The 13,958-nt window shown below is 35.2% G+C and carries 13 protein-coding genes; 4 read left to right on the top strand and 9 right to left on the bottom strand.

What is annotated here, in order from left to right; translation table 11 throughout:
- Positions 1–51: 51 nt before the first annotated feature.
- A complete protein-coding gene (locus F0365_RS14520; RefSeq protein WP_169934355.1) occupies positions 52–1,296 on the bottom strand; it encodes a M48 family metallopeptidase in 1,245 nt (414 codons plus the stop codon).
- Between the two features lie 18 nt (positions 1,297–1,314).
- Positions 1,315–2,130 (bottom strand): TrmH family RNA methyltransferase, encoded by an 816-nt coding sequence (locus tag F0365_RS14515; protein ID WP_169934354.1) that lies wholly within the window; start codon positions 2,128–2,130, stop codon positions 1,315–1,317.
- A 59-nt stretch (positions 2,131–2,189) separates the two neighbouring features.
- Between F0365_RS14515 and F0365_RS14510 the strand changes: the two genes are divergently transcribed.
- Positions 2,190–2,597, top strand: coding sequence for an acyl-CoA thioesterase (locus tag F0365_RS14510; protein WP_169934353.1), 408 nt, complete (start codon positions 2,190–2,192; stop codon positions 2,595–2,597).
- Here the strand turns inward: F0365_RS14510 and F0365_RS14505 are convergent.
- Positions 2,594–2,887 (bottom strand): DUF3817 domain-containing protein, encoded by a 294-nt coding sequence (locus F0365_RS14505; protein ID WP_169934352.1) that lies wholly within the window; start codon positions 2,885–2,887, stop codon positions 2,594–2,596. The genes F0365_RS14510 and F0365_RS14505 overlap by 4 nt on opposite strands.
- A complete protein-coding gene (locus F0365_RS14500) occupies positions 2,880–3,806 on the bottom strand; it encodes a mechanosensitive ion channel family protein (RefSeq protein WP_169934876.1) in 927 nt (308 codons plus the stop codon). The genes F0365_RS14505 and F0365_RS14500 overlap by 8 nt, the downstream gene beginning before the upstream one ends.
- Positions 3,807–3,905: 99 nt before the next feature.
- Between F0365_RS14500 and F0365_RS14495 the strand changes: the two genes are divergently transcribed.
- Positions 3,906–5,153, top strand: a complete 1,248-nt coding sequence (locus tag F0365_RS14495) for an NAD(P)/FAD-dependent oxidoreductase (RefSeq protein ID WP_169934351.1) — start codon at positions 3,906–3,908, stop codon at positions 5,151–5,153.
- Positions 5,154–5,345: 192 nt separating this feature from the next.
- Here the strand turns inward: F0365_RS14495 and ald are convergent, their stop codons facing one another.
- Positions 5,346–6,431 carry an alanine dehydrogenase gene (gene ald, locus F0365_RS14490; RefSeq protein WP_169934350.1) on the bottom strand — a complete coding sequence of 362 codons (1,086 nt, stop codon included), beginning with the start codon at positions 6,429–6,431 and terminating at the stop codon, positions 5,346–5,348.
- Between the two features lie 591 nt (positions 6,432–7,022).
- Positions 7,023–8,600: an NADP-dependent glyceraldehyde-3-phosphate dehydrogenase gene (locus F0365_RS14485; protein WP_169934349.1), complete on the bottom strand. Its 1,578-nt coding sequence runs from the start codon at positions 8,598–8,600 to the stop codon at positions 7,023–7,025.
- 417 nt (positions 8,601–9,017) lie between these two features.
- Between F0365_RS14485 and F0365_RS14480 the strand changes: the two genes are divergently transcribed.
- Together F0365_RS14480 and F0365_RS14475 are read left to right on the top strand one after the other, a co-directional pair.
- Positions 9,018–9,497, top strand: coding sequence for a YybH family protein (locus F0365_RS14480; RefSeq protein WP_169934348.1), 480 nt, complete (start codon positions 9,018–9,020; stop codon positions 9,495–9,497).
- A gap of 510 nt (positions 9,498–10,007) precedes the next feature.
- On the top strand, positions 10,008–10,817 hold the full coding sequence (locus tag F0365_RS14475; protein WP_169934347.1) for a carboxypeptidase-like regulatory domain-containing protein: 810 nt from the start codon (positions 10,008–10,010) through the stop codon (positions 10,815–10,817).
- 145 nt (positions 10,818–10,962) lie between these two features.
- Here the strand turns inward: F0365_RS14475 and F0365_RS14470 are convergent, their stop codons facing one another.
- From F0365_RS14470 to F0365_RS14460, 3 genes are all read right to left on the bottom strand, one after another.
- Positions 10,963–11,952 (bottom strand): 2-hydroxyacid dehydrogenase, encoded by a 990-nt coding sequence (locus F0365_RS14470; protein WP_169934346.1) that lies wholly within the window; start codon positions 11,950–11,952, stop codon positions 10,963–10,965.
- 209 nt (positions 11,953–12,161) lie between these two features.
- Entirely contained in the window at positions 12,162–12,515 is a 354-nt protein-coding gene (locus F0365_RS16820; RefSeq protein WP_410505457.1) for a phage tail protein, read from the bottom strand.
- A 115-nt stretch (positions 12,516–12,630) separates the two neighbouring features.
- The gene (locus tag F0365_RS14460; RefSeq protein WP_169934345.1) at positions 12,631–13,833 is read right to left on the bottom strand and encodes a sensor histidine kinase; all 1,203 of its coding nucleotides are present in this window, start codon (positions 13,831–13,833) and stop codon (positions 12,631–12,633) included.
- Positions 13,834–13,958: the final 125 nt, after the last annotated feature.

The raw sequence follows: 13,958 nt of genomic DNA, 5'->3' as shown, positions 1-13,958 counted from the left end.
CTAATTGATTTACTTTCTTATACTATTTGTGCAACTTACCAACTCCTAAACCTAATAAACGACATCGCTATTCATAGCAGTAATACGCTGTTGTAAACTAGGATGCGAATAATGAAACCAAACGTAGGCTGGGTGCGGAGTTAGATTGCTTAAACTTGTTTTAGAAAGTGTTTTTAAACCACTGATAAGCGGTTCTTTCTTGTAGGTATCCTTGGCGTAATAATCAGCTTGATATTCAAACCTTCTCGATAATAAACTCATGACAATACCCGTAAGCGTTGAAATAGGTGCATAGAGCAAACCAAAAGCAACCAGTCCTACATGAAAAGAAGGAATACTAACTCCTAAGGCATCTGATAATAAACTGCTATCAACAAATAAAGAAAATAGCCAAAGTGTAAAACCAGTAGTTAGAGTTCCTGCTGTCAAATTGTAAACGATGTGCTTTCTTTTGTAATGACCTACTTCATGAGCAAGGACAGCGACTATCTCCTCCTCAGTTAATTGTTCTATCAACGTATCGTATAAAGTAACTCTTTTCTCACTACCGAAACCACTAAAATAAGCATTTGCCTTTGTAGAACGTTTACTTCCGTCAATGACAAAAACCTTGTCTAATTGAAATCCTACGCTAGCTGCATAATCACTGATTTTATTTTTCAAGGCCCCTTCTTCTAGCGGTGCCTGTTTATTGAAAAGAGGTACGAATAATTTGGCATAAAACATATTCAGGAATAGGGATATCATAAATATCAAAATCCATACATACCACCAGAAATTAGCTCCGGCCCAGTCATAGCAAAGAATAATTAAAGAAAGGATACCACCACCCAAGAGGGCGGTTAAGAAATAACCTTTAACTTTATCTAAAATAAAAGTCTTTACTGTGGTTTTATTAAAACCAAATTTCTCTTCAATCACAAAGGTTGAATAAATAGAAAAAGGCAATGAAAGAAGCTCACTTGCCAGCATCATAATTCCAAAAAATAATAGAGCCACCAGGATTTGATTAGTTGCATAGCTTCTAGCGATTTCATCTACTACAGCAAAACCTTGGAAAGACAGAAACACTAAAATTCCTAGAAAGGAAAAAGTGCTTGACATCAATCCAAACCTGAAATTAGCTTTTTTATATTCCTGAGATTTTTCATAGGCTGCTTGATCATAAACGTCTGACAGGTCTTTTGGAATAGGCTTGGAGTACCAAGTATAATTAAGAAATCCTAAAATACGTTCTAATAAAAAGTCAAAAACGAGTATTCCTATTATAATATAAAATATGGTGGTTGAAGTCATGTAACTAATTATAGATGTTTAAATAAAATTGCGTTGTCTTTTAGCCTCGAAGATCATAATTGCAGCACTTACAGAAACGTTCATAGAATCTATCTCACCAGACATGGGAATGATGATGTTAGCTTTTGCCGCCGCTCTCATTTCTTCAGATAATCCTGTAGCTTCTGTTCCTACTGCTATAGCACTAGGGTTTCTGTAATCGATGTGATCGTAACGTTCACTGCTTTGCAAGGTCGCTGCATAAAGATTAATGGAGTTGCTTTTCAAGAACTCTATCACTTCTTCTGTGCTTCCTACAGCTGTGGGTACTGTAAAAACACAACCCACACTGGAGCGTATGACGTTGGGATTATATAAATCTGCTGTTGGGTTAGCAATGATTACGGCATCTACCTTTGCAGCATCAGCTGTTCTTAATAAAGCACCTATGTTACCTGGTTTTTCGGTAGACTCGGCAATTAGGATTAATGGTTTTTCTGTTAATTGGAGATCAGATAATTGTTGTGATTTTGTTTTCGCGAAAGCGAGACAGCCTTCAGTTCCACTGCGATAAGCCATCTTTTCATAGACTTCTTCTGTAACAGATATGATTTCAGGATGTTGATCCATTTCAAAAAATGAATACACCTCTTCATTTGTAAATTGATCTTTATGGAGTAGGATAGGGCCACAAATCAATAATTGATCAATCACATACCCCCCACGAGCTGCCAGAGCTACTTCCCGTTGTCCCTCAACAATAAAAAGCCCTTCTTTTTTACGTGCTTTGCTCTTACGCTGCAGTTGTTCTACATGACGTATTATCGCGTTATTGGGACTAGAAAGATGTTTCATATAGCAAAAATAGGTTTTTCAGGTAGATCAAATGTATCTTTGATTGCAAACTATAACATATGAATTTTCATACTAGAAAATGGATCAAACCAGAAGACTTGAATCCTAACGGAACACTCTTCGGAGGAAGGTTACTGGAATGGATTGATGAAGAAGCAGCGCTCTATAGCGTGATCCAATTAGAGAATCAAAAAGTGGTTACTAAGTATATGAGTGAAATCAATTTTGTAGGCAGTGCAAAGCCTGGAGACATTATCGAGATAGGTATAGAGGTCAGTAAATTCGGCAATAGCTCTATCGATTTAAGGTGTGTGGTACGCAATAAAATGACCTATGCGACTATTATTACTATCGAAAGTATCATTCTAGTTAATCTAGGCGAAAACGGAAAACCAGCAGCTCACGGTAAAACTGAAGTAGAATACCAACACAACCGTATGAAAAACAAAGGTTTTGATACTGATTAAGGAATAGCTTTTAGATCTTCTTTTAAGTAGGTATCTTCCATCCAGAACGTCCCAAAAGGAACTACCGACATGGCGAGAACGATTAGCAATTTTTTAAAGTTCCATTTTAACAGTTGGCTCAGCACTATGGCAATAACTACATAACTTAAAAAAAGAATACCATGAGCCATTCCCATTATTTTATTGGGTAAAAGCACACCGCCTAAATATTTAAGAGGCATGGTAAGGAACAGGATGAGTAGAAAGGAATAGCCCTCTACTAAAGCTAAGTATTTGAAGAATTTAAGCATCTTTTGTAACTCGTTTATCTTTAATAGACAAAGGTAAGTCAGATTCACGACCGTATAGCTTTATTTCCTGAATATCTGCTGGTAAATAGAAGCCTTTTTCCATTAATGCCCTTTTTACATTTCCAATCACACGACCACGAGTTGCGTTAGCAACTCTTCCAAAATCAAAAGTATCCACCCAGAAGAAAACCTTTAAGTTTATTGTGCTGGTAGCTAGCTCATTTTCAATAACATAATTGACATGTCCTTCATCTTCAATTACTTTAGAATCTATTTTTAGAGCTTGCATGATGCAATCCTTTGCCAGGTTGATATCGTCTTCATAATCGATACCTACTATAAAATCCCAACGAAAGAATCCATCTTCAGTATAGTTGGTTACCGGCTGCGTGATAACGTCAGAATTAGGAATATACACATCTTTACCATCAAATGTTTTAAGTTTAGTATATCTAAATTCGAGCTCTTTGACCCTTCCAAAATTAGCACCTATTTCTACGGTATCATTCACATTAAAAGGTCGGTTAAAACTTAAAATAATACCTGCAATAAAGTTCTGACCAATATCTTTAAATGCAAATCCTAAAACTACGGCACTGGCTCCAGCTGTAGCTAATATCCCTGCGCTGATATCACCTAATCCAGCTGTTCTAAGCGCTAGCATTACAAATACAATGATGAGCATAAAACGAATTGCTTTTCCCAAGAAACGGCTCATCAAGGGGTCTTGTGTGCGCTTACTCACTCTGGAAGTTGTAAACCTACCAAAGAAGCCAGCTATAAATACTCCTAGTATAATAATGGTAAGTCCTACACCTAGTCGTGGTATGTATTCAATAAATTGTTCGTAATAAGATAGCGTAGTGGACACTATTTTATCTGTAAAACCTACTTCTTGGGTATTTTCTTGCAATAACATGGAGTTGGTGTTTTTGTAAAGATACTTGGTCTTAAAATTCTTTTTGTTAAGCATTGAATAAACCCTTTGAAATCTCCTGCTCTAGATTATTTTTACGCCATGGAAAAAAGCCAACCCCAAATTACTATTATAGGCGCTGGAGTTAGTGGTCTAACTGCTGCTTTAACTTTACAAAACGCTGGTTATAAATCAACCATATATGATGTCAATTCATTTGTGGGAGGACGCGTGAATAGCGTTATTAAAAATGGCTTGATACTCGATCAGGGTTTCCAAGTGATGCTGGATGCCTATCCGGCGGTACATGAATTTCTAGATGTAGAAGCTTTAAAATTGCGCAAATTCGTTCCTGGGTCCATGATTTTCAAAGACGGTAAGACTTATAGGCTTGGTGATGCTTCTAGAGATTACAGTTTCTTATGGAGCACCTTAGTTGCAGGAGTCGGATCTTTAAAAGATAAATGGTTGGTGTTCTCGCTTTCGCGAAAGCTAAAACAAAAAACACTTCAAGAGGTGTTTGCTTCACCAGAAACGACTACAAAAACCTATCTGGAAGAATACGGGTTTTCTCAAAAGATGATATCCAGTTTCTTTACACCTTTTTATGCAGGTATATTCTTAGAAACAGAGCTAGCGACCAGCAGTCGCATGTTTGAATTTGTCTTCAAAATGTTTACAGAGGGCAATGCAACCATACCCGCTGGCGGTATCAAGGCAATTCCAGAGCAACTGGCTTCTCATCTACCCAAAGGTACTATTCAGTTAAAACAAAAAGTAAGTGCTGTCTTAGGAAATAAAATCACATTGGAAAATGGAGAAAAGTTTTTGTCAGATTACACGATTGTTGCAGCCCCAGCGGGAGATGTAGTTCCTAATTTACCTAAAGAAATGATTCCATGGCACCAAGTAACGGTTCTCTATTTTGAAACAGACCACGCCGGTTTTGACGAGGCCATCATAGGTTTAGTATCTAACGGAGAGGTATTGATCAATAATTTTCATTTTTTACAAGATGTTTTTGAAAATCACAGGATTGTAATCAGTGTATCTGTTATTAAAAAGCATCAATTAAGTGATCAACAACTTGCGGAGCGTGTGATCAAAGAATTGAGAGAAGAAACGGGAATCAAAGCATCTGAATTGATTCAATTGCATCACATTAAAAAAGCATTGCCTCAATTGGACTCTTTAAATTATTCTATGACCCCATCAGAAACACAATTGACAGAACATATATTTCTAGCAGGGGACCATTTAAGTAATGGCTCTCTTAATGCGGCCATGTTAAACGGTAAGGCTGCCGCACAGGCTGTGGTGAGTAAGATTGAAAGTGCGGTATTATTGTAATAGAGGCACTTTTTTCTCTTATCATTTTTTACAAAAAAAAAGCAATAAAAATTTGGGGTCATTTTAAGGAGAGGTGAATTTTAAAACAATTCAATTCGAGCTGGTCTCCACGGGTTATTAAGCAACTTTTAATAAGGCCTCAGCCCTAACAAATCCCTATGAATATGCTAGTATATGGAACTATAAAAGCTTTTACCAACCAAAAGCTTCATTGATCTCTTCATAAACTACTTTACCAGAGATGATATTCAATCCTTTTTTAAGGTAGGCGTCTTTTTCACAAGCAGCTTCCCAACCCATATTTGCTAATTTCAACACAAAGGGAAGAGTAACATTAGTCAATGCAATTGTAGAGGTGCAAGGAACTGCTCCAGGCATGTTAGCTACACAATAATGCACGACATCATCAATAATATATACAGGATCTTGATGGGTTGTAGGTTTAGTGGTCTCTACACAACCACCTTGATCCACGGCTACATCTACAATCACTGTTCCTGGACGCATTTCTTTAAGCATATCTCTCGTAATCAAATTAGGAGCTTTAGCACCCTTAAGTAGCACCCCTCCAATGATCAAATCATGAGTTTTGATGTGTTTTCTGATATTAAATTCGTTGGAAAATTCTGTCACTACATGCGGGGGCATGACATCGTTTACATAACGCAATCGTTTCATGTTGATGTCCATAATAGTAACATGAGCTCCTAGACCAGCTGCCATTTTTGCGGCTTGTATACCTACCACACCAGCTCCTAGAACCAAAACTTTACCCGGAGCTACACCCGGTACGCCTCCTAAAAGCACACCGCGACCTTTGACTGGTTTTTCTAAATATTTAGCACCTTGTTGTATAGCTAATCTTCCGGCTACTTCAGACATAGGAGTTAGTAGTGGTAAGCCGCCTTCCTGGTCTTCAACAGTTTCATAAGCAATGCAAATCGCCTTTGCTTTAATCATGGCTTTTGTCAATAGCTCACTGGAGGCAAAATGAAAGTAAGTAAACAGGATCTGACCTTCCTTTATCAAAGCGTATTCCTCGGCAATAGGTTCTTTAACCTTTACGATCATTTCACAACCCCCATAAACTTGCTCAATAGTATCGAGAATTAAAGCTCCTGCCTTTACATAATCATCATTTAAAAAACCACTTCCATCTCCGGCATTTGATTGAACGCATACCGTATGTTTGTTTTTTACTAATTCAAAAACTCCAGCAGGTGTTATACCGACCCTGCTTTCGTTGTTTTTAATCTCTTTAGGAATACCAACAATCATGATGTTACTTTTTAAATTATTTGGGGAAGTTCTGTTATTTATATAAAATCTGAAAGGTTTTTCATATAAAATTTAGGGTGTATCTGTTGGTATGTATCAAAAAAGCAATAGTGCACCCTATTATTTAAAGGGGTGTAGTTAATAATAAAAAATAATTAAGTTGCATCATAGTGATTTCTAAAATGCCTGTTTAAAGAGAACTTTCACGTTAAACGGAGGTATGGAGTGCAGTACAGCAGTACCTCCTTCGGTGAGGGAAACAGAAGAGAGTTTCTTAGCTTTTATTGGAATTTGTTTACTTCTTTAATCAAAGTTTTGATCAAAAACATTTAGAAAGCCCTAACCAAGTTCTATTTTAGAAATAGATTTTGAAACAATCGGACTGCTACTGCATAGTATTTCTAGATGATGATAGGTGTGCAATATATGGTTTAAAATTACGCCTATAGTTGAGGTATTTTTATTGCCGTATAAAATTAAGGTTCCCTATTTAAAAAATAGGGAACCTTAAATAACTCCTAAGCTTTTTTAGATCTTAATGACTTTCACATAGTTGTTTTGAAAAACAACGTTAAAAGTCCTAGGATACTTTTAAAGAATGTAATCGGTACTGACAAAATTGGAAATCCTTGCATCCATCAAATTCTTTAAAATAGCATTGTTGTATTCGTTGTCTTTAGCAGCTACAAATGTTCTAATGGAAAAGGAACGTAAGGCATCATGAACACTTAACGTACCTACAGCAGAATCTTTTCTTCCCGTAAAAGGGTATACGTCAGGTCCACGTTGACAGGAACTGTTCAGGTTTACACGGCAAACTAAATTCACCAACGTATCTATGAGCGGTGCTAATGTTTGCACGTCTTTTCCAAATAAGCTGACTTGCTGGCCGTAATTAGATGCTGCCATGTCATCCAATGGCTCTTCAATATCTGAAAAGGAGATGATAGGTATAATAGGTCCAAATTGTTCTTCTTCGTACACCCGCATATTTTTTGTTACTGGATATACGACAGCTGGAAAGATATAATTATGAGTGGTTACGCCTCCTTTTTGATTGATAATTTCACCTCCTTTTTCTAAAGCGTCGTCAATCAATTCTTGTATGTAAGCAGGTTTATTAGGTTCTGGTAAAGGAGTTAATTTGGCACCGTCTTCCCATGGATTACCGAATTTAAGAGCATCTACTTTTTGAGAAAACCTTTTGTTAAATTCATCAACTATCGATTCATGTACATACAATACTTTAAGTGCGGTACAACGCTGACCATTAAATGATGTTGTTCCTGCAATACATTCGTCTATGGCCAGATCTAAGTCGGCATCTTTTAATACTATTGCTGGGTTTTTTGCCTCTAACCCAAGGACCATACGCAAGCGATTACTTTTAGGATGCACGCTTTGTAGGGCATTTGCAGAATTACTATGCCCTATAAGCGCTAGCACATCAACACGTCCATCTTTCATGATTGGATTTGCTACTGTTCTTCCTCTGCCAAAAATAATATTGACCACTCCTTTTGGAAAACTATTTTGGAAAGCTTCTAGTAGTGGGCATAACAATAGAACTCCAAATTTTGCAGGTTTAAAAACCGCCGTATTTCCCATGATTAATGCGGGGATTAAAAGGGCAAAGGTTTCGTTTAAAGGGTAATTATAAGGTCCGAGGCACAACACAACGCCAAGAGGTCCTCTTCTTATATGTGCGTTTACACCGCTGTGTTTCTCAAATTTTGCGCTATCGCGGTCCATTTGTTTGTAATCTTCAATAGTATCGTAGATATAGTCTACCGTTCTATCAAACTCTTTTTCGGAGTCTGGTAGGTTTTTGCCAATTTCCCACATCAACAACTTCACAATTTCTTCTCGCTTCGTTTTCATTTGTTCCACAAACTTTTTCATACAAGAAATACGGTCTTCTACTTTCATTGTAGGCCATAGACCTTGGCCTCTATCATAGGCGTCAACGGCTGCGTCTAGCGCTTCTATAGCTTCTTTTTCTCCTAAAGTGGGAATGTTACCCAAAAGAGTAGGCTGGTAGGTCTCTGTTGAAGATATGCTAGAAAACACTTCGGAACTTTCACCATTCCATTGTCTTAATTCCCCATTGACGAGGTAGGATTTTTGTATTACTATTTCTTTGATTTGATACTTCTCTGGAATGTTCATGATTAAGTCTTTATAAATGATCTATTAAAAAAGGAATATAGGAATTTTCTTGTTATACTTTTCTCCAAAAATGTTAAACCAATGTCTAAGGTTCCTTGCTTTTACTAGTGGAATGGTTCACTTATCTAAGCTTTCTATTTCTGGCTTGTTATCCATGATATTGGTGTTTTTATCGCTTTCGCGAAAGCGATACCAGTAAATAAATTTATAGCTTAAAGCCCCTATTTATCCACAATTGAATCCTGTAAAAGATTTATATAATGAAATAGTTAAATTAATGATTTACTACAGTTTGTTATTTGTAAATGTTTGTCAATCAATTCCATAAAGCAATAAAAAATCATTTAAAAGTTTAATTAATTAGGATGATGTAGTATCTTTATAATTAAACCAATACCAACGATCAAGAAAAAAACCATGAAATTAGTTACAGTTTTAGCCTTTTTTATTTTAATTATTTCAGCTTGTTCGACTAAAGAAAAGGAAGAAGAAGTGCTGGATATGGATCAGGTTAAAAGCGAAATTCAAGCATTAGAAGATGCTTATGCCGAAGGAGAAAAAGCTCAGGACGCTACCGCTGTAGCAGACTATTACGGCGAGGACGCTGTAACTTACAGTCGTAATCAACAACCTAAAAAAGGTAAAACAGCCATAAGAGAAAACATAGCTTCTAATATGGCAAACGACACATTAGGAAATTATAACGTCTACAAAATTGTAGATCTTTTTGCAGAAGGTGATAAAGCTGTTGAAATAGGTTCTTGGACCGAATTTGATGCTGACGGGAACGAATTACAAAATGGAAATTACATGTCTTATTTTGAGAAACGCGATGGTAAGTATGTGTGTGTACGTGATATGAGTACAACTACAGCTCCAGCTAAATCAAGTATGTAAACTAAACAGGTTAGCAGCATAATAAAAATCACGTGCGTTCTGCTTACTGCTAATAGGGTAGTAGCTTTTACTTTAAAGCTTACCTTCTATAGCTACCATGTTTTATCAACTATAACTTCCCTATGATATAGATTACAGGGAAGTTTGCTTTAAATCTGTTATTTCTTCTTGGTCTGTAAAGATAGAGGTAACAGATTTAAGGTTTAAAAGAAGGAGGTTGATAAGTTTTTATTTATTGTTTTGTTAGGGCAAATTATACAGCTCTTGAAAATATTTTATCAGCACTGTTTTATTTTACTTCGCTTTCTAATTCTATATGTTTTTAAATGCCCTAATCTTTCTAAGAGTGGTGGTAGTTATGTCGTTGCTTATTTTATTTTTATAGTGAGATAAAACAATTAAATAGCTATTGATTTTTTTAAGATGAGCAAACTGTTTTTCACAAAATTTAAGCTCATTAGGGTTGAAAGTGAATACTTACTAAGTATCTTTATAGAAGATATTTTTATTATGAAAAAGCTACTATTATTATTTGTGTGTTTGATAAGTTCTCTTGCTAATTCTCAAGAAGTAAAACGAGTAAATATTGAAGGAAAAATTATAGTCGAAGGAAGCGATATTAGAGGTATAGCTATATACAATTCGTCATCAAAATTAGGTGCAACTACTAATGAAAAAGGAGAGTTTAACCTTTCCGTAGCTTTAAACGATCTTATAGAAGTTAGGGCTTTAGAGTATCAAAACTTTGATGTACTCGTCAATAATTATATTTTAGAATCAAAAAAAATGCGCATTTTTTTGATTGAAGAAGTTGAAAAATTAGACGAGGTTGTAATTACTACTAAGTTACTGACAGGTAACATTGAGAAAGATGTTACTATCGCAAAAACATTTGATTTAAAATCTAATGCAGTTTATTTTGGTATAAAAGATAAAGACGTGATTGAATTTGGGGATGAAAATAAGGACCAAATCGAAGAAATAGGTAATGAATCCATCGCTATTTCTATGGTGACGGGTTTAAATATTACAAATGTGGTAGATCAATTATTAATACCTCTTTTTAGATCTGAAGTAAAAGATAAAAAAGCGGCTGGTGTTCCAGAAGTTCCAGCAAAATCTATAAAATACTATCTAGGATCTACCTTCTTAGTGGAACATTTTAATATTCCGGAGCATCGAGTAGAGGAATTTATTAGATATGTTGAAACCAAAGGTTTTGATTTTAATTTGTTGAATTACGGTAACGAAATAGAATTTCTTGAACTACTTAGTAAAAAAAGTAATGCATTTTTAGAAATTAAAAACAGTACCGATTAAAAAGGTATTTATTACGGAAGGCCACCTCTTACTTGTTTTCTTTTAAATGTTTTTATGCATGTTTAAACTGTGATTTGTTGGATGTAATGAATAATATCATCTTATACAGGTACTAGCCAGATTTATAAAGCCTTTGCGAGCTATATTACCTTACTTCATTTTCTAATTCTAGCTTATTTTCAAATGCTTTGATATTTTCTAGAGTCGTGGTGGTAATTTCTTCCATGGCTTCTTTAGTGAAATATGCTTGGTGCGAAGTAATTAATACATTAGGAAAACCATTAAGTCTTAAGATAAGTTCATCTTGTATGATGCGTTCTGATAAATCTTCATAAAACAGGTTTTCTTCTTGCTCGTATACATCAATTCCTAAATATCCAATTTTCTTATTAGAAAGCCCTTTAATGACATCTACGGTATTTATTAGTGCACCTCTACTGGTATTGATAATCATGATTCCTTTCTTCATTAAAGCGATGGACCGTTCATTTACCATATGTTTGGTATGCTTGTTTAAGGGGCAATGTAGGGAGAGAATATCTGATTGTTGAAAGACTTCATCTAACGTTAAGTATGTCACTCCCAAATCAATCAATTCTTGAGATTTTGAAATATCAAAAGCAATAATACGACATCCAAAGCCCTTGATAATTCGACAAAAGGTTTCACCAATTTGACCAGTGCCAATAACTCCAACTGTTTTACCGTGAACATTAAAGCCGATTAGATTTTTTAGAGAAAAGTTTCCTTCACGAACTCTATTATAGGCTTTATGTGTTTTTCTATTTAGAGTTAAAATTAAGGCTAGTGCATGCTCTGCTACCGCCTCTGGTGAATATGCGGGTACCCGAACCACTTTTATGTTTTTAGCTTTGGCAGTTTCTATATCAATATTATTAAAACCTGCGCATCTCAATGCAATCAGTTCCACCCCATTTTTAGACAGGATTTCAATAGTATCTTTATCAACATTATCGTTGACAAAGACACATACAACCTGAAAGCCTATGGTTAGATTTGCAGTGTCTTTATTTAGAGCAGTTTCAAAAAATGAAAAGTTATAATTGTTCGTATCATTATATTTTTCAAAGTATTCTTGATCGTAAGATTTAGTACTAAATACGGCTATTTTCATTTTTAATGTATCTGGGTTCTTAATAAGTTACTGGTTTTAAGTATCATTTAGCTCGCTTTTTACAGGACTAAAAAATACCTTTTGAAAGTTTATAAATATATTTCCAAGTGAACTGAAACGAGTAATTGATGGTGAGCGTAATAAGCTTTTAGTGCTATTTTAATTCCTTGATGGAAAGATCCCCCTAACGCAAATAATATAATTTAGTCCTATGTTGGGAGTGTTTCTACCTCCATACCTTTACTAATTTTTGCAGCTTCTTTTTTATCACCTACTTTAATCTCAGTATTATCGGTATCGGTATCGGTTGTTTCTATAGGTACTCTGCCTCTTGAGTTAGGTAAGGCAAAGGTAGTACGTCGATCTCCACCGTAGTTGGTTCCAAGGATGGAAAATAATGCTTGGTTTTCATTAATGGAAATTGTTTGTCCCTGACATAATGCCCAACCTTTTGGCGTAAAATTGCCCGCAAATAATTTTACTTCTCCAATAAAAGATTCTTCTGTTTGACTTAGAGCGTTCATGGAAACGAGCAAGAAGGCAATCGCTATTATTTTTTTCATCTTACGATATTTAAAAATGGAACTTATGGTTTTTAATTCCATTTTAAAAATAAGGCATTTTAGGGTATTAAGTAGAACAGCTTGTTTTTTGTTTCAATTGATTTGTTGAGGATCTTTATTTTTTTAAGGTAAATATAAATCTAGCTCCTTTTTTCGGTTCGGATGTTACTTTTATTCTGCCGCCACTATGCTCAACTACTTTCTTTACTGTCGCTAAACCGATTCCGTTACCTTTCTTACCAAACTTATCTTTATTGCCCAAGACCTCAAACATCTCGAATATCTTATTTTGATTTTCTAAAGCGATACCAGGGCCATTATCTTGAACATAAAATTTGTAGTGAGTGGCAGATGCGGTAACACCGATTTCAATTTCTACTTGTTCTTTATCGTTATATTTAATTGCGTTTGTGATGAGGTTAATCAGCACTTGCTCTAGGACTGTTCTATTTACTGATATCTCAGTTATAGAAGAATTTAATTGGAGTTCTAATTGGTGCTCGTAAGCAAAAAGACCGCTAATGTCTTCTATCAAATGTTTTAAATTTATGTTGGATTTTTTTTCATTTAATATAGTTTCGCTTTTACTGTATTCAAGTAATCCGTCAATAAGTTTTCCTAGTTTATTGCTTGAGCTTGTAATGAGACTGATCATTTCTTTTCCTTCTTCATCAATTTCAGAACCATAAACGTCTAAAAATAATTGCGACAGCCCGTTAATATTATTTAAAGGGGATTTAAGATCATGCGCAGCTAAAAATGCAAAGCGCTCCAATTCTAGATTTTTTTCTTCTAGATTTTCTAATGTTTTTTCTAAGGTTGATTTTGTCTTCCTGAGATTTAATATATGCATCACTTGACGCCCTAAGGCTTTCAGAGATTTCACTTGTGTTTGACTCAATAATTTTGGTTTTTTATCAATCACACATAAAGCACCTAAAGGAAGACCATTGTCGCTCACTAAAGGAACACCGGCATAAAAGACTAAAGAAGTCTCTCCTGTTACCAATGGGTTGTCATGAAATCGCTCGTCTGATCTGGCATCTTGAACAATAAACACATTTTCTTGGTCATTGATAGCATGAGCACAAAAGGCATTTTCCCTTGGAGTCTCTTTCAGGTCTATTCCGTGAGCAGATTTGAGCCATTGACGTTTATCGTCAATTAGGCTTATCAAAGAAATTTCTGTCCCACATATTTCTGCTGCAATAGCCGTTATATCATCATAATCAGTTTCTGATAAGGTATCTAAAATAGAATAGGATTGAAGATCTTCTAATCTTTCTTTTTCATTTTTATGATCTGCTGGTTTTATCATCTATAAATTTTTATTTGTGGACAATTGTTCTTTGGTGATTTGCTTAAGTACTCTTGTAAATAAAAGCCCAATAGAAATTCTACAAGGTGTTTATTATGTGAGCTTTTAAGAGCTCATTGCAATAC

Origin of the sequence: Nonlabens sp. Ci31, assembly GCF_012974865.1 — a bacterium.
In the GTDB taxonomy this organism is placed as follows: domain Bacteria; phylum Bacteroidota; class Bacteroidia; order Flavobacteriales; family Flavobacteriaceae; genus Nonlabens.
This window is presented reverse-complemented; position numbering and strand designations above follow the sequence as displayed.